We start from the raw sequence: 20,022 nt of genomic DNA, 5'->3' as shown, positions 1-20,022 counted from the left end.
GCTCACGGCGGGGTTTCGCGCAGCACGTACCCGACGCCGCGCACCGTGTGGATCAGGCGCGGTTCTCCACCGGCCTCGGTCTTGCGTCGCAGGTACCCCACGTAGACCTCGAGGGCGTTGCCGGAGGTCGGGAAGTCGTAACCCCACACCTCCTCGAGGATGCGGCTGCGCGTGAGCACCCTCCGCGGGTTCGCCATGAGCATCTCCATCAGGGAGAACTCGGTGCGGGTGAGGCTGATCTGCCGGTCGCCGCGGGTGACCTCGCGGGTCGCGGGGTCGAGGCTGAGGTCGGCGAACCGCAGCACCTCGTCGGCGGACGAGTCCGGGTCGGGCGCGGCACGACGCAGCAGCGCCCGCAGCCGCGCGAGCAGTTCCTCGAGCGCGAACGGTTTCGGCAGGTAGTCGTCGGCGCCCGCGTCGAGACCCGCGACCCGCTCCGAGACGGAGTCGCGCGCGGTGAGGACGAGGATCGGCAGGTCGTCGCCGGTGCTGCGCAGTCGGCGGCACACCTCGAGACCGTCGACGCGCGGCATCATCACGTCGAGCACCATCGCATCCGGACGCGACGCCGCGACCTGCTCGAGGGCGTCCTGCCCATCCGTCGCGAGGTCGACCGTGTATCCGTTGAAGCTCAGTGACCGGCGCAGCGACTCCCGCACCGCACGGTCGTCGTCGACCACCAGAATGCGCATGATCACCATTGTGGCCTGCCCCTACTGAGAGCGCGCTGAGAACCCGCGGTGGCCGGCGGGCTCTACGACTCAGTCGGTCCGGGGATCGACCTCACCCCTGTGCACGGCCTCGACGAGCCTGCGGGGCACCTTCACGGTCGTTCCGTCGACCGTGACCGGCACGAGATCGGGGACCTTCGCCGTCCACTGCGACCGGCGATGACGGGTGTTCGAGCGGGACTTCCTGCGTTTGGGGACTGCCATGTCGTTCTCCTTCGATGTCGGGAGGTTCGGGGATCAGGGTCGGCGCCGGCCGTACTTGCGCTCGAACTTCTCGACGCGACCGGCGGTGTCGAGCAGGCGGGCGGCGCCCGTCCAGAACGGGTGCGAGTCGCTCGTGACGTCGACGACGATCAGCGGGTAGGCAAGGCCGTCCGACCAGACGGTCGTGCGTTCGGATGTCGCGGTGGAGCGGGTCAGGAAGGTGGCGCCGGTGTTGGCGTCCTGGAAGACCACGGGGTGGTAGTCGGGATGCAGGCCTGGTTTCATCGGTGTCCTTCTCTCTCGTTGTCGCGGCGGTCTGCCGGGAGGTCGTCACAAGGGTCTTCGTGGAATCGGCCGAAGGGGTCGTGCCAGGTCGGCCACAGGTCGGGGCGGGCGAACTCGTCGTCTGTCACGACCGCCGCGCGCAGCGTGCGGTCGATGAGTTCCGAGTCGGCGTCGTGGACGAGGACGACGATGCTCGTGTCCCGGTCGCCGTAGCGTTCGTCCCAGCGCAGCGACGCCATCGCGCGGCGTTCCGCCGGGACCTCGCGCTGCTGATCGGGAGTCATCGACGCGAGCCACGGCCCCGCGTGAGCGACCCGCAGTCCTCCACCGGCTGATTCGATGAGCAGCGCATTGTCGGGTTGGGTGGCGACCCACAGTCGTCCGCGGGCGCGCACGACGCCGTCGAGCAGCACGTCGATCGCGTGGTGGAGACGTTCCGGATGGAACGGCCGGTCGGCGGAGAACTCGACGAGGCGGATTCCGCAGTCGTCGTCGAGGGGCGGTTGACCTCGTAGGAGAGGCGAGTGCGCCCCGTCGATCGTCCCCCGACGGGCGGTGGCGGGTATCTCGCGGAGGAGCCGCTCGACGTCCGGTTCCCCCGCCCACGCGATCGGCGCGTCCGGGGCGAGTCGGGTGAGCACCGCGTGCAGGCGTGCCTGCTGCCAGCCGTCCGCTCCCGGAAGCACCACCAACGCATCGGCGAACTCGACCTGGCCGACGACGACCTGCGCCAGGGTGCGGTCGTCGTCGACACGCTCGTTCAGTTCGTCGTCGCCCGTCGCGTCCTCGAGCCAGGTCGCGGCGTCGAGGCAGGTCACGACGCCGTCCACTCGGACATCGAGGGACGCGGGTCCGTCGACACGACCGACGATCCCGCTCACCACGACATGTTCGACTGCCCAGCACAGTGCCTCGGGTTCGAGTTGCGGGTCGAGGTGCAGCACGATCCGGTCGACGCTGCTGTAGTCGCGCATGCGGCGCAGAAGCGGCAGCAGATCCTCGCGCAGCGTGCAGGAGACGCACCCGTGCGCGAGTTCGAGGATCTCGGTGCGTTCGCCCTCGACGGTGAGCACTGAGCGGCGGAGTACGCCCTGGTCGAGACCGGACAGGTCGTGGTGGACGACCGCGGTGCCCGGACGCAGGAGCGACCGCGCGACCTGCGCAGTCCGTCCGCGCCATCCGCAGACGATGACGAGCGGCGTCCTGGTGTCCACAGGACTCCTTTCGATAACGATTGTCATTAACGACATCTGAGCGTACAGTCGGCGAAGCACTTTGTCGAAAATGATTGTCGTTACCTACGAAAGGAGCCGACGTGTCGGCCACGTGCCAACTCACCGGACGGCGACCCGGTTTCGGGAGATCCGTATCGCACTCCCACGTCCGCACCAGCCGGCGGTGGAACCCGAACATCCAGCGCAGAACCTATTTCGTACCCTCGCTCGGACGCCGGGTCACGCTGAACCTGTCCACCAAGGGCATCAAGATCGTCGACCGCGACGGCATCGAGAGCGTCGTCGCGCGTCTGCGTGCCCGCGGGGAGAAGTTCTGATGGCAGCACGCAGCGAGATCCGGTCCGTCGTCAAGCTTCGCTCGACCGCGGGAACCGGCTACACCTACGTCACCCGGAAGAACCGCCGGAACGATCCCGACCGTCTCGTCCTGCGCAAGTACGACCCCGTGCTGCGCAGACACGTCGACTTCCGGGAGGAGAAGTAGTCATGGCGAAGAAATCGAAGATCGCACGCAACGAGCAACGGAAGGCGATCGTGGCCCGGTACGCCGAGCGCCGCGCGGAACTGAAGGAAGTCGTGCGCCGACCGTCGTCCTCGCCCGAGGAGCGCAGCGAAGCCCAGCGGGCACTGCAGCGTCTACCCCGCGACGCCAGTCCGGTACGATTGCGCAATCGAGACGCTGCGGACGGCCGCCCGCGCGGCCACCTGCGAAAGTTCGGGCTCTCACGAGTGCGTGTGCGTGAACTCGCCCACCGCGGGGAACTACCCGGCGTCCACAAGTCGAGCTGGTGAGGAGCGAGATATGGCAGTCAAGCGAGGACCGTCGAAGAAGTCGCGTGCCGTAGAGGGACGCAAGCCCAAGAAGAACCCCCTCTTCGCGGCGAAGATCGAGTACGTCGACTACAAGGACGTCAACCTGCTCCGCACCTTCATCTCCGACCGCGGCAAGATCCGCAGCCGTCGCGTCACGGGCCTGACCCCGCAGCAGCAGCGTCAGGTCGCCGTCGCGGTGAAGAACGCCCGCGAGATGGCTCTGCTCCCCTACGTCAGCAGCAAGTAGGTCGTGGCTTCCGACGCCGCCTCTCCCCATCGGGAGGGGCGGCGTCGTCATGTGTGCACCCGAGACCGACGTTGTTCGCGAAAATCTGCCGAGAACCGCAAACAACATCGGTCTCGACCCTCGCTTCGGTCCGATGACGGGGAGACGTCCCAGAGTCCTTAGACTAGGCAACCGTGTCGGGTGTGATCGCGGGGTTCAGTGTCATCTTCGTGATCATCGCCATCGGCTTCACGCTGGGGCGCCTGGGCACTCTCGGTCACGAGGCGCAGACGGTGCTCAGCCGGCTCGTCTTCTTCGTCGCCACCCCCGCGCTGCTGTTCGACGTGCTCGCGACGTCCGACCTGTCGGTGATCTTCTCTCCCAATCTCTACATCGCGGCGGCCACGGCGTTCGCCGTCGCGATCGTGCACTTCGTCGTCGCCAAGCTCTGGCTGCGACGTGCAGTTCCCGAGGCGACCATCGGCGCGCTGTGCGCCGGCTACGTCAACTCCGCGAACCTCGGCATCCCCATCGCCGTGTTCGTGCTCGGCGACGCGTCGTTCGTCGCGCCCCTGTTGCTGTTCCAGATCGTCGTGCTTTCCCCCATCGCGCTGACGATGCTCGACCTGTCGACGATGCGCGCCGGGGTCTCGCGCCTCGACACCCTGCTCGCGCCGTTCAAGAACCCCATCGTCCTGGCCGCCGCGGCCGGACTCGCCATCGCGATCAGCGGATGGACGCCTCCCGAGGCGTTGCTGCAGCCGTTCCATCTGCTCGGCGGTGCGTCGGTGCCCGGTGCGCTGCTCGCGTTCGGGTTGTCGCTGCAGGGCGTCCGGGTGCTCGAGAAGGGAACGAGCCCGCGCCGCGACATCGCGCTCGCATCCGTACTCAAGATCCTCGCCCAGCCCGTGCTCGCGTATCTGATGGGGCGATTCGTGTTCGGACTCGACGGCCACGCACTGTTCGCCGTCGTGGTGGTCGCCGCGCTGCCGACCGCGCAGAACGTGTTCGTCTACGCCAGTGCCTACGGTCGCGGCACGGTGCTCGCCCGCGACGCCGCACTCGTCACCACCCTCGCCTCCATCCCTGCGATCGGCGTGACCGCCGCCCTGCTGGCGTGATGAACACGCGACACGGAAATACCGTGGGAACCATGCGTTCCGTCGTCCGTGCCTGCCGGGGAATCACCGTCCTCGCGATGTGCCTGCTCATCGCAGCCTGCGGGTCGAGTTCGAGTACACCGGACGTACCGGCGCTGCCCGAGGAACCGGTTCCGGCAGGGGCGACGGTGTTCTCGCCGCGACCCGACATCGTCGACGCGCATCCGCTGACGATCCTGTCGTGGTCGCGGGTGAGCGACGACCGGATCGCCCTGCACTTCGAGACGGGCACCCCCGAGTGCTTCGGCGTCGACGCGACCGTCACCGAAACGGACGACACGGTGACGGTGACGCTCCGCGGCGGCACGCTGCCGGAGATGCAGGACCGCATGTGCATCATGGTCGCCGTCGTCGGCACCCTCGAGGTCTCCTTGCAGTCGCCGCTCGGCGACCGGGTCGTGACGGCCGGCGCCTGACATATGCCGCATCCTCCGCGTCACTGGCTGCTGTATCTGTGCTTGTCCACGGCCCTGCTGCACGCGGCATTCCAGTCGATTCGCGTCCTGGTCTCCTACCGGATCCTCGCTCTCGGCGGTGACGCGACGACCATCGGCGCCGTCACGGCGCTCTACGCCATCGTTCCGCTGATCGCGGCGGTGCGGATGGGACGTGCCGTGGACCGCGGGCACGCGACCGCCATTCTCCGTTCGGGCATCGTCGTCACCACGGTCGGCGCCGGGTTGATCGCTCTCAGTTCGGGATTGCTGGTGCTCGCCGCCGGCAACGTCGTGCTCGGTCTCGGGCAGTTGCTCGTCACGGTGTCGGGGCAGGCGTTCGTGTCGATCCTGTCGCCGCCGGGCCGGCTGGATCGCGGGTTCGCCGGTCTGACGCTGGGTGTGTCGGTCGGGCAGGCCGTCGGTGTGCCCGTCTCCGGCGTGATCGCCGCGACCACCGGCGACGGCAGCGGATCCGTCGAGACCACCGGAGCGTTGCTGGTCATGACGGTGGTTTCGCTGCTCTCCCTGCCGCTGGTGCTGGGGCTTCGCGAGCCGCCCGGCTCCGGTCGCACCGCGGAGGACGGCGCGCCCCAGTCGATCCTGTCGATGCTCGCCACGAAGGGCATGAAGCCCGCGATGTTGTCGAGCCTGGTGGTCCTCGCTTCGGTCGACCTCGTCGTGGCCTACCTGCCGTTGCTCGGTGAGCAGTTCGGGTTCGGCGTGCTCCTGGTGTCGGTCCTGCTCACCGCCCGCACCGTGGCGTCGATCGTCTCGCGTGCCCTGCTGCCGTGGGCGCTGCGCCGGATTCCGCGCAGGTGGCTGCTCGTCTCCGCGACCGCCGGGACCATCGTGCCTGTCGCGCTGCTGCCGCTCGTGCCGAACCCGTGGGTCATCGGCGCGTTGCTCGCCGTGTGCGGAATGTTCTGGGGCGTCGGCCAACCCCTGACCATGACGTGGGTCGTCGAACTCGTCGCACCGTCCGACCGCGCGTCGGCGCTGGCCGTACGGTTGACCGGCAACCGTCTCGGGCAGGTCGCGGTGCCCATGGCCGCCGGCGCGATCGCCGGGGTCGCCGGTGTCGCGTCGATCTTCTGGGTGACCGCTGCCCTGCTGTCCGCCGCCGCGACGACCACCTGGAGATCGGTGCGCCGCTGAGTGCTTACGACCGCCGACGGGCCCGCACGTAGTCGGCGACGACCGCTGCCCCGAGACCGTCGACGTCGGGCGCGACCACCCGCCCCCCGACGCGACGCGCCAGCACGTCGACGACCCGCGCGAGCCCCGGATCGCTGCCGAGCCGGAAGATCGTGACCTGGGCGCCGAGCCGCGCAATGTGGTCGAGTTCGCGCACCGTCAGCCCCAGAGTGCGTGCGCTCGGCGGGTAGTCGAAGGCCGCGAAGCCGTCCGGTTCGAGATGCGCGGTGGGTTCACCGTCGGTGACGACGAAGACCACCGGCTGCGCGTTGGGATGACGACGCAGATGACGACCCGCGAGCATCAGGGCGTGGTGCAGATTGGTGCCCTGCTCGTAGACGCCGTCGAGCCCGGCGAGTTCGGGCGCCGACACCACACGGGCATGCCGGCCGAACGCGATGAGCTGCAGTGCATCCCCGCGGAAGCGCGTGGACACGAGGTGGTTCAGCGCGAGGGCCGTGCGTTTCATCGGCACCCAGCGACCGTCCATGACCATCGAGAACGACGTGTCGACGAGCAGCGCGACCGCCGCCTGCGTCCGCTGTTCGGTCTCGATCACCTCGACGTCCTGCACCGACATCCGCACCGGCAGGCCGGGACTGCGCAGGGTCGCATTGGTGAGGGTCCGCACGACGTCCCACGGTTCGGTGTCGCCGAACTCCCACGTCTTCGAGGCGCCGGTGGGTTCGCCGAGCACACCCGCCCGCCGCGACTCGCGTTGCCCCGTACGCGACGAGATGCGATTGACGACGTCGCGCAGGGCCGCTTCGCCGAGCCGGCGCATGGCCTTGGGCGACAGTCGCCACTGCCCGTCGGCACCCCGGTCGAAGAAGCCCTGCCGCTGCAGTTCCTTCTCGAGTTCGGCGAGAGTACGGGCATCGGCCGCGGCCTCGGGCCCGAGATGCCGGGCGAGCGCGTCGAGGTCGATGTCGTCGAGGGACGCCCCGGCGTACTGCTGCGACAGCTGCTCGGCGAGCTGGTCGAGTTCGGACAGCTCCTGCAGCGCCGAGGTGGCCTCACCGAGACCCATGCCCTGTTCGCCGCGCACCTGCTCGGAGCCGGTCCAGTCCTCGCCGGGACGTGCGGCACGCAGGTGGCCGTCGAGACGGTCGAGCCGGCTCATCAGATCCGAGGATCCGAACGCCTGCTGCGCGAGCGCATCGAGTTCGTCGCGCTGCTCGGGGGTGAGCGAGTTGCGCAGCCGCTGCGCCGCCGCTGCCCGCTGTGCGAGAGAGTCGAGCAGTTCCTCCACGTTCTGTGGGTTCTCCGGGAAGAACTCACCGTGCTCGGCCATGAACTGCTCGAAGTCCTCCTCGGTGTCCTCACCGCGGGAGTGCTTGTCGAGCAGCTCGTTGAGGTCGTCGAGCATCTCCGAGATGCGTTGCCGGTCCTCGTCGGTGGCCCGCTCGAGCGCCTGCTTCATCCCGGCGAAGCGCTGGTCGAGCATCTCTCGGCCGAGCAGGTCGCGGATCTTCTCGTAGTCCTGCCGGGCCTGCGCACTGCGCCAGTCGTAGTCGGCGAGTTCCTGCACGGCCTGCGCCGTCGACGGCGGCAGTTCCTCGATCCGCATCTCCGCGAACCGCGCGTCGTCGTCGAGGGCGCGGGCCAGTTCCTTGCGTTCCTCGAGCACGGCGCGGTCGAGGAGCTCGCGCACCTCGCGCAGAGTGCCGTCGAGGTTGGTGCGGTCGAGCAGCTGACGTCGACGCCGGTTCGTCTGCGCGGCAAGCTTGTCGAGGCCACGCATGCCGTCCTGCCCGCGACGCAGCAACTCCCGCAGGGCGCGCTTGGGTGACGCGCCGGCCATGACGTCGTCGCCGATCGCGGCGAGCGCGTCGCGCAGGTCCACCGGTGGGGCGAGCGGATCGCCCCCGGTATACGGACCGTAGCGGGCGGACCTGCTCATCGGGAGTACACCGCCGAGCCGTCGTCGCCGGTGTCCTTGGCGATGCGCCGTGCCAGATACAGACCCTCGAGGGCGAGTTCCACTGCCGCGGCGCGGGTTCCGGTGTCGGTGGCACCGAGCCGTTCGGCAACGGCGTCGAGGACGGGCAGTTCGGGTAGTTCGTCGAGCAGCACCTTCGCAGTGATCCGCTCACCGGTGACCACCGGATCGCCCTGTTCGACGGCGGCGACCAGCGGCCCGAGGTCGACGCCCGCCAGCCGCGAGCGGGCGGTCTCGGCCGTGGCACGCCGGAGGAGGTGGTCGAGGATCTCGAATTCCCTTCCCTCCTCCCCGGATTCGAACTCGACCTTGCCGCGGAGCACCTCGACGACCGTGCCGAGGTCGACGGGACGCGCGACCGGATCGTCCTCACCGAGGACCGCACCGCGGTGCAGGGCCGCAGCCGAGACGGTCTCGGCACCGGCAACGGCGAACCGTGCCGAGACACCGGAACGTTGGTCGACGGAGGTCGATTCGCGCAGCAACCGCGTGAACCGGGCGAGGATCTCGAAGAGATAGTCGGGCACGCGGGACTGCAGATGCGCTTCCTGCTCGATGACGGCGATCTCGTCCTCGAGCCGCGTCGGGTAGTGCGTGCGGATCTCCGCGCCGAAACGGTCCTTGAGCGGGGTGATGATGCGACCGCGGTTCGTGTAGTCCTCGGGGTTCGCGCTCGCGACGAGCAACACGTCGAGAGGCAGACGCAGCGTGTAGCCGCGGACCTGGATGTCGCGCTCCTCCATGACGTTGAGCAGCGACACCTGGATGCGTTCGGCGAGATCGGGCAGTTCGTTGACGGCGACGATGCCGCGATGCGCGCGGGGCACGAGACCGAAGTGGATCGTCTCCGGGTCGCCGAGGCTGCGACCCTCGGCGACCTTCACGGGATCGACGTCGCCGACGAGGTCGGCGACCGAGGTGTCGGGCGTCGCGAGCTTCTCGGCGTACCGCTCGCTGCGGTGCCGCCACGCGACGGGCAGGTCGTCGCCGAGTTCGGCGGCACGACGGATCGACGCCGGGGTGATGGGCTCGTAGGGGTGCTCGCCGAGTTCGGAGCCGGCGATGACCGGGGTCCACTCGTCGAGCAGCAGCGGCAGGGTACGCAGCAGGCGCGTCTTGCCCTGGCCGCGTTCGCCGAGCAGGACCACGTCGTGGCCGGCGATGAGGGCGCGTTCGAGTTGCGGGACGACGGTGTCCTCGAAACCGAGGATGCCGGGCCACGGATCGGTACCGTCGCGCAGCGCAGCGAGCAGGTTGTGCCGGATCTCGTCCTTGACGGACCGTTGCACGTGGCCGGAGGCGCGGAGCTCGCCGACCGTGGAGGGGCGCGGTGTGGGTGACGTCACCTCACCCAAGGTACGACCGAACCGCCGTTTCGGCATCCGCGATCCCGCGACCGGTCCGCCTACACTCGCCGCATGGACACCTGGATCCTGGCGGCCCTGCTCGGGCTGGGGCTCGCGGCCGCCACCGGGCTGCGCACCTTCCTGCCGCTGCTGCTCCTGTCGGCCGCGGTCCACTTCGAACTCTTCGGGGTCGTCCTCAACGAATCGATGCAGTGGCTCGGGTCCACCTCGGCGCTCGTCGCCCTGACGATCGCCACCGCCGTGGAGGTCGTCGCCGACCTCGTGCCGTTCGTGGACAACGCACTGTCCGCCCTCGGCACGGTGACCCGGCCGGTCGCGGGTGCGCTCGCGGCGTGGGCGGCCTTCGCGAGCCTCGATCCCGCGATGGCGGCACTCGCGGGCATCGTCATCGGCGCCCCGACCGCCCTGGCGGTGAGCACGGCGCAGACGGGCACGCGGGTCGCGAGCACGGCGACCACCGCCGGTTTCGGCAACCCGGTGCTGTCGATCGTCGAGAGCGTCACCTCGTTCGTCACGTCGCTGATCGCGTTGCTCGCTCCCCTGCTCGTCGTCCCGCTGCTGGCGCTGTTCGGATGGCTCGGCGTACGGGGCTACCGCAGGGTGCGCCGGGCCCGTTCGTCGCGCACGAAACCGACGCCACACCGCGGCGCCCTCGATACGGGTCGGTCCGGCGACTTCTGATAGACACATGACATGTCGGACACCGAGATCACCTTTTCCAGCGGCGACGTGACCCTGCACGGCAGCCTGCGGGTCCCCGTCTCCATGAGGGGTCCGGTGCCCGCCGTGCTGCTGCTCGCCGGCAGCGGTCCCACCGACCGCAACGGCGACAGCGCACTGCTCCCCGGATCGATCGGCACCCTGCGGCACCTCGCCGACGTGCTCGAACGCAAGGGCTTCGCGAGCCTGCGGTACGACAAGTTCGGCAGCGGCGTGACCGGGCTCGGCCCGTACAGCGTCGACGACGTCGCCGATCTCGGCTTCTCGACGTTCATCGACGGTGCCGCCGACGCGCTCGCCTTCCTCGGTTCGCAGCGCGGGGTCGACCCGGAGCGGCTCTACGTCGTCGGGCACAGCGAAGGCGCGCTGATCGCGCTGTCGCTCGCCCAGGACAACGACTCGATCGCCGGACTCGGCCTGCTCGAACCGCTCGCCGTGCGCCTGCTCGACCTGCTGACCGCCCAGATCGACGCACAGCTCGACGCCGTCGTCGCCGCGGGACAACTTCCCGTCCAGATCGCCGACGAACTGCGGGTCGCGCTCACCGGCGCGGTCGAGTCGCTCCGCGCCGACGGCACCCTCAGCGACACTCTCCCCGAGCCGCTGCGCAACGCCGGGCTCGTCCCCGCCAACGCGAAGGCACTCGCCGAGGAGGACGCGCTCGATCCGCGGATGCTCGCCGCACAGGTCGCCGGCGACCTGCCGGTGCTCACCGCGGTCTCGTCGAAGGACATCCAGGTGCGGGTCGAGGACGTCGACGCGCTCGACGCGGCACTCGTCCACACCCGCCTGACGTCGCTGCGCATGACACGCACCAACCACGTCCTCAAGGACATCGGCGACCAGCAGTCGACGGGCGCCGATTACGTCGCCGACCTGCCCTTCTCCGACGAGTTCACGTCCGGTTTCGAGGCCTGGGTCGACAAGCTGAGGGGCTGAGCACCCGCCCCTACGCACGGACGACGCGGAAATAACAAATGTCCATTCCGCGTTGTTCGTGTATGGTCATCCGTTAACCAACTGGTTCACATGAGAAAGGTACGGTCCGATGCGATACAAGCACATGTACGTAGCCGATTGTTCCGTACCGTTTTCTCACTTCTTCTTCCACTTCGCGGCGGAGCGATCCCGAGAATAGAAGTCACACGACGACTCGTTCTCGGGCACTCGGGGCACATACGCCCCGGGTGCCCTTTCTCTATCCCCGACCGCGACCCGTACAAGATCACCTCGACAGGAGAAACACCATGAAACTGCGAATCGAATCCGGCGGCACCGTGTCGACCGAACTGCCCGACGACCTCACCGGTCACGCCATCACCATCGACCTGAGCCGGGTCGGCGGTACCGAGAGCGGCGCCGCCTCCGCGGATCTCATCCGCGAACTGCTCGACCGTGGCGCCGCCAAGCTGGTCATCTCCGAGGGCCGCGGCAAGCGCACCGTCGAACCCACCGCACACGACAACGGCACCCACGCGCACGCCGCCTGAGCGACGGTGCGCGCGGGTGCCGCGCGTGGTGTTCGTGACTAGTGCGCGAAGTGCCGTGCGCCGGTGAGGTACAGCGTCACGCCGGCCTCGCGAGCGGCCTCGATGACCTCGTTGTCGCGCACCGAGCCACCCGGCTGCACGATCGCCTTCACGCCGGCCTCGGTCAGCACCTGCAGACCGTCGGCGAACGGGAAGAAGGCATCCGACGCGGCCACCGATCCGGCGACACGATCGCCCGCACGGGTCACGGCGAGTCGCGCCGAGTCGACGCGGTTGACCTGACCCATGCCGACACCGACGGTCGCGCCGCCCGAGGCCAGCAGGATCGCGTTGGACTTCACGGCACGGCATGCGCGCCAGGCGAATTCGAGATCGCGCAGCGTGGCCTCGTCGGCGGCCTCGCCGCACGCGAGCTGCCAGTTGGCGGTGGAGTCGCCGTCCGCGGTGAGCACGTCGCGCTCCTGCAGGAGCAGTCCGCCGGAGATCTGACGGATCTCGACCGGAGCCGACTTCGGCGAATCGGCGCGCAGGATGCGGATGTTCTTCTTGCGGGAGAGCACGTCGACGGCACCGTCGGCGTACGACGGGGCGATGATCACCTCGGTGAAGATCTCGGCGACCTGCTCGGCCATCTCGACGCTCACCTCACGGTTCGCGGCGATGACGCCACCGAAGGCCGAGACCGGATCGCACTCGTGCGCGTTGCGGTGCGCGGTGGCGATGTCGTCGGCGATCGCGATGCCGCACGGATTGGCGTGCTTGATGATCGCGACACACGGCTCGCTGTGGTCGTGCGCGGCGCGCCAAGCGGCGTCGGCGTCCTGGTAGTTGTTGTAGGACATCTCCTTGCCGTGGAACTGCTCGGCCTGCGCGAGCCCCGGCTCGCCCGCCTCGTTCACGTACAAGGCCGCGGCCTGGTGCGGGTTCTCGCCGTAGCGAAGGACGTTCGCGCGGGTCCAGGTCGCGCCGGTCCACGCCGGGAACTGCGACTCGTCGCCCTCGGGCGCCGCGTAGCCGCTGTTCATCCAGCTCGCCACCGCGACGTCGTAGGCGGCGGTGTGCTGGAACGCCTGCGCGGCAAGACGCTTGCGCTGCTCGAGGGTGAAACCGCCACCCTCGACGGCGGCGAGCACGTCACCGTAGGCGGCCGGGTCGACGACGACCGCAACCGACGGGTGGTTCTTCGCCGCGGCACGCACCATCGACGGGCCACCGATGTCGATCTGCTCGACGCACTCGTCGGGGCTCGCACCCGAGGCGACCGTCTGCGTGAACGGGTAGAGGTTCACGACGACGAGCTCGAACGTCTCGATGCCCAGATCGGCGATCTGGTCGAGGTGGTCCTGCTTGCGGGTGTCGGCGAGGATGCCGGCGTGCACGCGCGGGTGCAGGGTCTTCACCCGGCCTTCGAGGCACTCGGGGAAGCCGGTCAGTTCCTCGACCTTCGTCACCGGCACGCCTGCGTCGGCGATGGTCTTGGCCGTGGAGCCGGTCGAGACCAGCTCGACACCTGCCGCATGGAGCCCTGTCGCCAGCTCCACCAGCCCGCTCTTGTCGTACACGCTGACCAGCGCGCGGCGCACAGTCTTACGTTCGGTCACCGGGGATCACGGCCTTTCGTCCATCGGAAACAACTCCACGGGTGGCGACGGCGGCGACCATCTCGGCCAGCAGCCGTCGCTCCACAACCTTGATGCGCTCGTGCAGGGTGTCCTCGTCGTCGTCGTCGAGCACCTGCACGGCTTCCTGCGCGAGGATCGGGCCGGTGTCGACGCCCCCGTCGACGAGATGCACCGTCGAACCGGTGATCTTGACGCCGTAGGCAAGGGCGTCGGCAACGGCGTGCGCGCCGGGGAACGACGGCAGTAGCGCGGGATGAGTGTTGATGATGCGGCCGGCGAACCGCTCGAGGAAGGCCGAACCCAGGATCTTCATGAAGCCCGCGGACACCACGAGGTCGGGTTCGTGGGCGGCGACCGCGTCGGTCAGCGCGCGGTCCCACGAAGTGCGGTCCTCGAAGTCGCGCAACGCGACGCGGAACGACGGGATGCCTTCGTCGGCGGCGTGCCCTTCGGCGGGACATTGGCGATCGACACCGACAGCGACGACCGTCGCGGGATATCCGTCGGTCCGGGTGGCGTCGAGCAGCGAACGCAAGAGGCTGCCCGTGCCCGAGGCGAGGACGACGAGCCGCGCCGGCGCGGTGGGCGGCAGCTGGTCACGCGAGGCAGTCAGGGTCCACTCCTGTGAAGTCGAGGTGGGTCGGCCGATCGACCGGCCGTAGGAGAGCCTAGTCGGCGCCCTTTTCGGCCTTGTTCGCGACCTCCTCGTCGGGCTCGCCCTCGTCCTCGGCGTCATCCTCGTCGACCACCTCGACCACCTCGGCGTCGATGACGTCGTCGGCGTCCGCATCGTCCTCGAGGCTCTCCGCGTCGTCCTCGGCAGCCTCGTCCTCCTCGACTGCGGCGGCTTCGTCCCCGTCGACTTCTGCGACCTCGCGCTCGGCGGCGGTGGTGTCCTCGACCGAGGATTCCTCCTCGTCGTCGGCATCCGCGTCATCGGCGTCCTCTGCCACAGGAGCCTCGAGTGCCGGGGTCTCGCCCTCGGGCGCCTCGAGTTCTGTGTCGGCTCCTGCATCAGCGGTGTCGTCGGCCTCGGTCGCGTCGGCCGCGTCCGCCGCGTCCTCCGGGGTCTCCTCGGCCACCTCGGTGTCGGCGCGCAATGCCGCCGCGGCCAGTCGACCTTCGCGCCATACGAGCAGCTGGGCCGTGATGATGCCGAGCAGGCCACACCAGGCGAAGACGAGGATTCCGGCGAGCCACCAGTTGGCGCCGACCGTGCCGAAGACGCCGAGCGGGCCGCCCGCGACCCAGGTCGCCAGCGCCGTGACGAGTCCGGCGCCCGCTGCGGCAGCGAGCACCGTCCATGAAGCGTCGGCGCTGCCCACCGGGGCACCGTCGGCCTTCGCCTGCAGGGTTCGCTGCGCGGCGAAACGTCCGAGCAGCGCACCGATCGTCGCCGGAACGGCCAGCAGCACCGGCCAGAACGCTGCGGCCGGGCCCGTGGGGACCGCCGCGAGCACCGGCAGCGCCGGGAGGTCGCCGCCCGTCGCCTCGAACAGGCTCAGGTGGATGTCGCCGAAGTGCACGGTGCTGCCCGCCAGGACGGCCGCGGCACCGATGATGACGTTGGGCAGGTACAGGATCGACATCACCGTCAGACCCAGCACACCGGTCCAGTGGTCCCCGCGCGCGAGCAGTTCACCGACGACGTTCCACGACCACAGCAGTCCCGCGACGACCACCACCCCGCCGAGGGCGAACATCCCCAGCAGCACCCGCAGCGCCGGACGGAAGGCGAGCACGAGCCAATCGGGCGCCGAGTAGTACCGCACCAGCGGCTTCCACACACGGGAGCCGATGCCGATGAGGGCCGCGACGAGGTAGATGCCGGTAACCCACGTGAGCGCGGCAGCTGCATTCGGAGGCGTCACCGGCAGCACGCTCGCCGCATCCTGCAGCACGATCAGCGACGCCGCGGTCACGAGCAGCGGGCCGGCGAGGACGGCGACGGTGATGCGCGAGACGTCCTGACGATCGAGGGCATACCCACTGTTCTCGACGAGCGCGTCGGCCGCGGACGCGCATCCCCGCGCCGCCTGCCACACCAGAACCGCGGTGGGCAGCAGCGGCAGCACGCCGAGCGACGTGCCGTCGATCGTGAGCGTCACCTGGTGCAGTGCGAGCCACGTGCCGGCGATCGCGGCGTAGATGCCGGTGAGATCGCTGTTGGCGACGACCATCGTCGTCACCACGATGGTGGCCACGACGGCGAGCGTCACCGCCGGAACGCGGGCCGCAGTACCGAGCAGGATGCGGAACCGCTCCGGGTCCAGGCTGTCGTCGTCGGTGGGAACGTGCCGGGTGGACCGGCCGAGCGTCGAAGTCATCGGTTCGAGAGTGTCACCGACACGGCGATCGTGGTGTCAGGCGCGCCGATCACCGCTGGTCGTCCGGTGCGCGGAACGCCTGCGTGGCGTCCTGGTCGCCGGTCGCAGTGGTCCCGGTCTCCTCGCGACGTTCCGTGCCCGTCGTGTCGTCATCGGACACTGTGCCGTCCGCCCATGTGACTGTGCCGTCCGCCCGCGTGGCTGTGCCGTCCGCCCGCGTGGCTGTGCCGTCCGCCCGCGTGTCGGTGTGGTCCGTCGAGTCCTGAGCGCCGTGCGGTTCCTGGATCGGGTACTGCTGGGTCGGCTGCGCACCGGGGTACTGCTGTCCGCCGTACTGCTGGGCACCGGGATACTGCGCTCCCCCGCCGTACTGCTGAGCACCCGGGAACTGCTGGGAACCGGGGAACTGCTGGGAACCGCTGTACTGCTGCCCGCCGTACTGCTGAGCGCCCGGATACTGCTGGGACCCGGCGTACTGCTGCGACCCGGCGTACTGCTGCGACCCCGAATACTGCTGCGCGCCGGAGTACTCCCCCGACGTCTGCTGTCCGGGATACGCCTGATGGCCGGGATGCGGCGCACCGAACTGGGACTGCCCTCCGGTGACTCCCTGCTGCGAGCCGTAGGGCTGGCCGTATCCCTGCGGGCCGTAACCCTGCGGCGAACCGTATCCCTGCGGCGAACCGGAGCCCTGCGGCTGACCGGTTCCCGCACCGGACCCGAATCCCTGGTACTGCCCGGCGCCCTGCTGCGACCCGAAGGAACTCCGCTCACCCGACCGGCCGGACACGAGGATGCCGAGGCCGAACAGCAGCGCGACGAGCGCCAGCGCGAACTGCAGGAAACCGAGGACGAGGATCGTCACGCCGCCCCACGCGATCCCGGTGTCCTCGGGCAGATGGAACAGCTGGAACAGGGATGTCACGAAACCGACGCCCGACGCCGCGACGGCCACGGCACGCAGGTCCTGGCCGGGGAGCAGCGACAGTGCCGCGCTCACACCGCCGAAGAGCAGGAAGGCCAGCGGCACGACGGCGAAGCCGAAATCGAAGGACGTGAGCGCCACCTGCGAGCCGAAGGTGATGTTCACGAAGGGTGTGAGGCCGAGCAGGAAGTTCACGGCACCGAGCACGGCCACCGCGAGTGGCAGCAGCAACGGCACCACCTTGCTCTGAGCGGATGCGCCTGCGGGGAATGTCATCGATTCTCCTGCCGTCGATCGGTGTGTGTCGGTCACTCGTCCTGCAGTCAACAGCCTAGGGACTACCCGAGAGAATGGGGTCCATGCCGCACACTCTCGCCCCGGGCCCCGACGTCGTGGTCGAGACGGAGGTGAAGCACTCGCGTTTCCTCGCGGCGGTTCGTCGTGTCGACACGGCCGACGCCGCGCTCGCCTTCGTCGACGAACAACGCCGACTGTATCCCGATGCCCGACACCATTGCTGGGCGTTCGTGGTGGGTGACGCCCCGGCGGCGCGTGCCGAGCGGTCGAGCGACGACGGGGAGCCGGGCGGCACGGCCGGCATCCCGATGCTGCAGGTCCTGCACCACCGGGATCTCGTGAACGTCGCGGTGGTGGTGACCCGGTGGTTCGGGGGGATCAAGCTCGGCGCGGGCGGGCTGGTGCGCGCGTACTCGGGTGCGGTCGCGACGGCACTGGACGAGGCGCCCCTCGTCGAGCGCAGGCAGCAGGAGAAGTTCACCCTCGCGATCGATCACGGCGAGGCGGGTCGCGTGGAGGCGGAACTGCGCGGGCGCGGGGTCGCGGTGCTCGACGTCGCTTATGCGGACCGGGTCGTCCTCACCGTCGCCGGGCGCGAGCGGAGCGAACTGGAGGGGTGGGTGGCGTCGTTGACGTCCGGGGCGGGCGAACTCGAACCCGCGGGAGTCGACTGGATCGACATCTGACCGGATCCACACCGGAAAAGCGCGTGCGCGCCTCCCGATGGCCGGAGCCACCGGAAGGCGCGCACGGAAGGTGACGCTGCTGTCAGAGCGACTGCAGGATCTCGCGAGCGAGCGCAGCGGTCTCGGACGGCGTCTTGCCGACCTTCACGCCGGCCGCCTCGAGAGCGTCCTTCTTGGCCTGAGCGGTGCCCGAGGAGCCCGAGACGATGGCGCCGGCGTGGCCCATGGTCTTGCCCTCGGGAGCGGTGAAGCCCGCGACGTAGCCTACGACCGGCTTGGTCACGTTGGCCTTGATGTAATCGGCCGCGCGCTCCTCGGCGTCGCCGCCGATCTCGCCGATCATGACGATGACCTTGGTCTCCGGGTCCTTCTCGAACGCCTCGATGGCGTCGATGTGGGTGGTGCCGATGACCGGGTCGCCGCCGATGCCGATGGCGGTCGAGAAGCCGTACTCGCGCAGCTCGAACATCATCTGGTAGGTCAGGGTGCCCGACTTGGAGACGAGGCCGACCGGGCCCTTGCCGGCGATGTTCGCCGGGGTGATGCCGACGAGCGCCTCACCCGGGGTGATGATGCCGGGGCAGTTGGGACCGATGATGCGGGTCTTGTTGCCCTTCTGGACGTTGTAGGCCCAGGCGTAGGCGGAGTCCTGCACGGGGATGCCCTCGGTGATGACCACGAGCAGCGGGATCTCCGCGTCGATGGCCTCGACGATGGCGTCCTTCGAGAAGGCCGGGGGAACGAACGCGATCGAGACGTCGGCGCCGGTCTCCTTGATGGCCTCGGCGACGGAGCCGAAGACGGGGAGCTCGACCGGGTTGCCGTCCTTGTCGGTGTGCGAGACCGTCGTGCCGGCCTTGCGGGCGTTCACGCCGCCGACGACCTGGGTGCCGGCCTTGAGCATGAGCGCGGTGTGCTTGGTGCCCTCGCCGCCGGTGATGCCCTGGACGATGACCTTGGAATCCTTGGTAAGGAAGATTGCCATTGTTCTGTGTGTCCCTTTACTTCGCTGCGAAGGCGAGTTCGGCCGCCTTGTCGGCAGCCTCGTCCATGGTGGCGACGACCGTGACCAGCGGGTGGTTGGCCTCGGCGAGGATGCGGCGACCCTCGTCGACGTTGTTGCCGTCGAGGCGGACGACCAGCGGCTTGTTGGCCTCGTCGCCGAGGATCTCGAGGGCCTTGACGATGCCGTTCGCGACCGCGTCGCACGCGGTGATGCCACCGAAGACGTTGACGAACACGCTCTTGACCTGGGCGTCGTTCAGGATGACGTCGAGACCGGCGGCCATGACGGCTGCGGAGGCGCCGCCACCGATGTCGAGGAAGTTGGCGGGCTTGACGCCGCCGTGCTTCTCGCCTGCGTAGGCGACGACGTCGAGGGTCGACATGACCAGGCCGGCGCCGTTACCGATGATGCCGACCTCGCCGTCGAGCTTGACGTAGTTGAGGTCGTTCTCCTTGGCCTTGAGCTCGAGCGGATCCGTGGCGTCCTTGTCCTCGAACTCGGCGTGGCCGGGCTGACGGAAGTCGGCGTTGGCATCCAGGGTGACCTTGCCGTCGAGGGCGAGGATCTGGTCGTCCGGGGTGCGGACGAGGGGGTTGACCTCCACGAGGAGAGCGTCTTCCTTGACGAAGACCTCCCACAGCTTCTGAATGGTCACGGCCGCGGCGTCGAGGACCTCGGCGGGCAGGTGACCCTTCTCGGCGATCTCGCGCGCGAACGCGAGGTCGACGCCCTTGACGGCGTCGACGGCAACCTTGGCGAGGCGCTCCGGCTTGGTGGCGGCGACCTCTTCGATCTCCATGCCGCCCTCGACCGAGCACATGGCCAGGTAGGTGCGGTTGGTGCGGTCGAGCAGGAAGGAGATGTAGTACTCCTCCGCGATGTCGCTGGCCTCGGCGACCAGGAGCTTCTTGACGATGTGACCCTTGATGTCGAGGCCGAGGATGTTCTCGGCGTGGGTCTGCGCGTCGTCTGCGGTGGCGGCGTACTTCACGCCACCGGCCTTGCCGCGGCCGCCGACCTTGACCTGGGCCTTGACCATCACCGGCTTGCCGATTTCTTCCGCGATCTCGCGGGCACCGGCGACAGTGTCGGTAACACGGCCGGCCGACGTCGGCACGTCATGCTTGGCGAAGAGTTCCTTCGCCTGATATTCGAAGAGATCCATCTGCTCACCGTCTCGTCTGCGTTCACGCCCGCTCCGGGGTATCGAGCGGGCCGTTTCGGACTCTAGTTTCTCGGCCGGGCCGCGGATCACGCGCGGCAGTCCCATGTGGCACAGGTCACGCGCGCGTAGGTCCGGGAACGACTTCGCAGTTCCCCTCCCGGGACGTGGCCGACGCCACGTTCGAGCGGAG

The 20,022-nt window shown here is 69.2% G+C and carries 23 protein-coding genes; 11 read left to right on the top strand and 12 right to left on the bottom strand.

Annotation, left to right across the window (positions count from 1 at the left end):
• Window positions 1-2: 2 nt before the first annotated feature.
• The 4 genes from C6Y44_RS05705 to mrf form a co-directional block, all read right to left on the bottom strand.
• The gene (locus C6Y44_RS05705) at window positions 3-692 is read right to left on the bottom strand and encodes a response regulator transcription factor (protein ID WP_088899223.1); all 690 of its coding nucleotides are present in this window, start codon (window positions 690-692) and stop codon (window positions 3-5) included.
• A 69-nt stretch (window positions 693-761) separates the two neighbouring features.
• A complete protein-coding gene (gene rpmF, locus C6Y44_RS05700; RefSeq protein ID WP_016694296.1) occupies window positions 762-935 on the bottom strand; it encodes a 50S ribosomal protein L32 in 174 nt (57 codons plus the stop codon).
• Window positions 936-968: 33 nt separating this feature from the next.
• Window positions 969-1,220 (bottom strand): type B 50S ribosomal protein L31, encoded by a 252-nt coding sequence (locus C6Y44_RS05695; RefSeq protein ID WP_159416485.1) that lies wholly within the window; start codon window positions 1,218-1,220, stop codon window positions 969-971.
• Window positions 1,217-2,434, bottom strand: a complete 1,218-nt coding sequence (gene mrf / locus C6Y44_RS05690; RefSeq protein WP_159416486.1) for a ribosome hibernation factor-recruiting GTPase MRF — start codon at window positions 2,432-2,434, stop codon at window positions 1,217-1,219. Before mrf ends, C6Y44_RS05695 begins: the two co-directional genes overlap by 4 nt.
• Window positions 2,435-2,535: 101 nt before the next feature.
• Between mrf and rpmB the strand changes: the two genes are divergently transcribed.
• From rpmB to C6Y44_RS05655, 7 genes are all read left to right on the top strand, one after another.
• Entirely contained in the window at window positions 2,536-2,772 is a 237-nt protein-coding gene (gene rpmB, locus C6Y44_RS05685; RefSeq protein ID WP_159416487.1) for a 50S ribosomal protein L28, read from the top strand.
• The gene (rpmG, locus tag C6Y44_RS05680) at window positions 2,772-2,939 is read left to right on the top strand and encodes a 50S ribosomal protein L33 (RefSeq protein ID WP_159416488.1); all 168 of its coding nucleotides are present in this window, start codon (window positions 2,772-2,774) and stop codon (window positions 2,937-2,939) included. The genes rpmB and rpmG overlap by 1 nt, the downstream gene beginning before the upstream one ends.
• A 2-nt stretch (window positions 2,940-2,941) precedes the next feature.
• Complete coding sequence (gene rpsN, locus C6Y44_RS05675) at window positions 2,942-3,247, top strand: 30S ribosomal protein S14 (protein WP_006553777.1); 306 nt, start codon at window positions 2,942-2,944, stop codon at window positions 3,245-3,247.
• Between the two features lie 10 nt (window positions 3,248-3,257).
• On the top strand, window positions 3,258-3,515 hold the full coding sequence (gene rpsR, locus C6Y44_RS05670; RefSeq protein WP_006553776.1) for a 30S ribosomal protein S18: 258 nt from the start codon (window positions 3,258-3,260) through the stop codon (window positions 3,513-3,515).
• Between the two features lie 173 nt (window positions 3,516-3,688).
• Window positions 3,689-4,615, top strand: a complete 927-nt coding sequence (locus tag C6Y44_RS05665; protein WP_026061586.1) for an AEC family transporter — start codon at window positions 3,689-3,691, stop codon at window positions 4,613-4,615.
• A gap of 32 nt (window positions 4,616-4,647) precedes the next feature.
• Window positions 4,648-5,070 carry a hypothetical protein gene (locus C6Y44_RS05660; protein WP_159416489.1) on the top strand — a complete coding sequence of 141 codons (423 nt, stop codon included), beginning with the start codon at window positions 4,648-4,650 and terminating at the stop codon, window positions 5,068-5,070.
• A gap of 3 nt (window positions 5,071-5,073) precedes the next feature.
• Window positions 5,074-6,246 carry an MFS transporter gene (locus C6Y44_RS05655; RefSeq protein ID WP_159416490.1) on the top strand — a complete coding sequence of 391 codons (1,173 nt, stop codon included), beginning with the start codon at window positions 5,074-5,076 and terminating at the stop codon, window positions 6,244-6,246.
• Between the two features lie 4 nt (window positions 6,247-6,250).
• On the opposite strand, the gene C6Y44_RS05650 is transcribed toward C6Y44_RS05655, so the two are convergent.
• Both C6Y44_RS05650 and C6Y44_RS05645 read right to left on the bottom strand, forming a co-directional pair.
• Window positions 6,251-8,188 (bottom strand): vWA domain-containing protein, encoded by a 1,938-nt coding sequence (locus C6Y44_RS05650; protein WP_159416491.1) that lies wholly within the window; start codon window positions 8,186-8,188, stop codon window positions 6,251-6,253.
• Window positions 8,185-9,573: an ATP-binding protein gene (locus C6Y44_RS05645; RefSeq protein ID WP_088899247.1), complete on the bottom strand. Its 1,389-nt coding sequence runs from the start codon at window positions 9,571-9,573 to the stop codon at window positions 8,185-8,187. Before C6Y44_RS05645 ends, C6Y44_RS05650 begins: the two co-directional genes overlap by 4 nt.
• 72 nt (window positions 9,574-9,645) lie before the next feature.
• Here C6Y44_RS05645 and C6Y44_RS05640 point away from each other — a divergent pair, with 72 nt between their 5' ends.
• The 3 genes from C6Y44_RS05640 (at window position 9,646) to C6Y44_RS05630 (ending at window position 11,804) form a co-directional block, all read left to right on the top strand.
• A complete protein-coding gene (locus C6Y44_RS05640) occupies window positions 9,646-10,275 on the top strand; it encodes a DUF4126 domain-containing protein (protein WP_120281652.1) in 630 nt (209 codons plus the stop codon).
• Window positions 10,276-10,287: 12 nt separating this feature from the next.
• The gene (locus tag C6Y44_RS05635) at window positions 10,288-11,253 is read left to right on the top strand and encodes an alpha/beta hydrolase (protein ID WP_120281651.1); all 966 of its coding nucleotides are present in this window, start codon (window positions 10,288-10,290) and stop codon (window positions 11,251-11,253) included.
• Between the two features lie 308 nt (window positions 11,254-11,561).
• Window positions 11,562-11,804: a hypothetical protein gene (locus C6Y44_RS05630; protein ID WP_006553768.1), complete on the top strand. Its 243-nt coding sequence runs from the start codon at window positions 11,562-11,564 to the stop codon at window positions 11,802-11,804.
• 38 nt (window positions 11,805-11,842) lie between these two features.
• Here the strand turns inward: C6Y44_RS05630 and purH are convergent, their stop codons facing one another.
• The 4 genes from purH to C6Y44_RS05610 are packed head-to-tail and all read right to left on the bottom strand — an operon-like array spanning window position 11,843 to window position 16,954.
• Window positions 11,843-13,405 (bottom strand): bifunctional phosphoribosylaminoimidazolecarboxamide formyltransferase/IMP cyclohydrolase, encoded by a 1,563-nt coding sequence (gene purH / locus C6Y44_RS05625; RefSeq protein WP_159416492.1) that lies wholly within the window; start codon window positions 13,403-13,405, stop codon window positions 11,843-11,845.
• Complete coding sequence (gene purN / locus C6Y44_RS05620; RefSeq protein ID WP_225623810.1) at window positions 13,392-14,039, bottom strand: phosphoribosylglycinamide formyltransferase; 648 nt, start codon at window positions 14,037-14,039, stop codon at window positions 13,392-13,394. Before purN ends, purH begins: the two co-directional genes overlap by 14 nt.
• Window positions 14,040-14,094: 55 nt before the next feature.
• Window positions 14,095-15,753: a cell division protein PerM gene (locus C6Y44_RS05615; RefSeq protein WP_159416493.1), complete on the bottom strand. Its 1,659-nt coding sequence runs from the start codon at window positions 15,751-15,753 to the stop codon at window positions 14,095-14,097.
• Window positions 15,754-15,802: 49 nt separating this feature from the next.
• On the bottom strand, window positions 15,803-16,954 hold the full coding sequence (locus C6Y44_RS05610; protein ID WP_159416494.1) for a DUF5336 domain-containing protein: 1,152 nt from the start codon (window positions 16,952-16,954) through the stop codon (window positions 15,803-15,805).
• An 83-nt stretch (window positions 16,955-17,037) separates the two neighbouring features.
• Here C6Y44_RS05610 and C6Y44_RS05605 point away from each other — a divergent pair, with 83 nt between their 5' ends.
• Window positions 17,038-17,661 (top strand): IMPACT family protein, encoded by a 624-nt coding sequence (locus C6Y44_RS05605; protein WP_120281649.1) that lies wholly within the window; start codon window positions 17,038-17,040, stop codon window positions 17,659-17,661.
• 82 nt (window positions 17,662-17,743) lie between these two features.
• Here the strand turns inward: C6Y44_RS05605 and sucD are convergent, their stop codons facing one another.
• Window positions 17,744-18,646 (bottom strand): succinate--CoA ligase subunit alpha, encoded by a 903-nt coding sequence (sucD, locus tag C6Y44_RS05600; RefSeq protein WP_120281648.1) that lies wholly within the window; start codon window positions 18,644-18,646, stop codon window positions 17,744-17,746.
• A gap of 16 nt (window positions 18,647-18,662) precedes the next feature.
• Entirely contained in the window at window positions 18,663-19,832 is a 1,170-nt protein-coding gene (gene sucC, locus C6Y44_RS05595) for an ADP-forming succinate--CoA ligase subunit beta (protein WP_120281647.1), read from the bottom strand.
• Between the last annotated feature and the right edge of the window lie 190 nt (window positions 19,833-20,022).

The organism is Rhodococcus rhodochrous (assembly GCF_014854695.1).
In the GTDB taxonomy this organism is placed as follows: domain Bacteria; phylum Actinomycetota; class Actinomycetes; order Mycobacteriales; family Mycobacteriaceae; genus Rhodococcus.
The sequence above is the reverse complement of the archived record's forward strand: the minus strand, read 5'-3'. Positions and strand labels throughout refer to the sequence as shown.

Bases quoted from the DNA above. Each gene is read 5' to 3' on its own strand.
- C6Y44_RS05610 (WP_159416494.1), bottom strand. From the start codon at position 16,954: ATGACATTCCCCGCAGGCGCATCCGCTCAGAGCAAGGTGGTGCCGTTG.
- C6Y44_RS05635 (WP_120281651.1), top strand. From the start codon at position 10,288: ATGTCGGACACCGAGATCACCTTTTCCAGCGGCGACGTGACCCTGCAC.
- rpmF (WP_016694296.1), bottom strand. From the start codon at position 935: ATGGCAGTCCCCAAACGCAGGAAGTCCCGCTCGAACACCCGTCATCGC.
- C6Y44_RS05660 (WP_159416489.1), top strand. From the start codon at position 4,648: ATGCGTTCCGTCGTCCGTGCCTGCCGGGGAATCACCGTCCTCGCGATG.
- C6Y44_RS05655 (WP_159416490.1), top strand. From the start codon at position 5,074: ATGCCGCATCCTCCGCGTCACTGGCTGCTGTATCTGTGCTTGTCCACG.
- C6Y44_RS05615 (WP_159416493.1), bottom strand. From the start codon at position 15,753: ATGACTTCGACGCTCGGCCGGTCCACCCGGCACGTTCCCACCGACGAC.
- C6Y44_RS05630 (WP_006553768.1), top strand. From the start codon at position 11,562: ATGAAACTGCGAATCGAATCCGGCGGCACCGTGTCGACCGAACTGCCC.
- rpmG (WP_159416488.1), top strand. From the start codon at position 2,772: ATGGCAGCACGCAGCGAGATCCGGTCCGTCGTCAAGCTTCGCTCGACC.
- rpsR (WP_006553776.1), top strand. From the start codon at position 3,258: ATGGCAGTCAAGCGAGGACCGTCGAAGAAGTCGCGTGCCGTAGAGGGA.
- sucC (WP_120281647.1), bottom strand. From the start codon at position 19,832: ATGGATCTCTTCGAATATCAGGCGAAGGAACTCTTCGCCAAGCATGAC.
- C6Y44_RS05605 (WP_120281649.1), top strand. From the start codon at position 17,038: ATGCCGCACACTCTCGCCCCGGGCCCCGACGTCGTGGTCGAGACGGAG.
- C6Y44_RS05695 (WP_159416485.1), bottom strand. From the start codon at position 1,220: ATGAAACCAGGCCTGCATCCCGACTACCACCCCGTGGTCTTCCAGGAC.
- rpsN (WP_006553777.1), top strand. From the start codon at position 2,942: ATGGCGAAGAAATCGAAGATCGCACGCAACGAGCAACGGAAGGCGATC.
- C6Y44_RS05705 (WP_088899223.1), bottom strand. From the start codon at position 692: ATGCGCATTCTGGTGGTCGACGACGACCGTGCGGTGCGGGAGTCGCTG.
- sucD (WP_120281648.1), bottom strand. From the start codon at position 18,646: ATGGCAATCTTCCTTACCAAGGATTCCAAGGTCATCGTCCAGGGCATC.
- C6Y44_RS05650 (WP_159416491.1), bottom strand. From the start codon at position 8,188: ATGAGCAGGTCCGCCCGCTACGGTCCGTATACCGGGGGCGATCCGCTC.
- C6Y44_RS05640 (WP_120281652.1), top strand. From the start codon at position 9,646: ATGGACACCTGGATCCTGGCGGCCCTGCTCGGGCTGGGGCTCGCGGCC.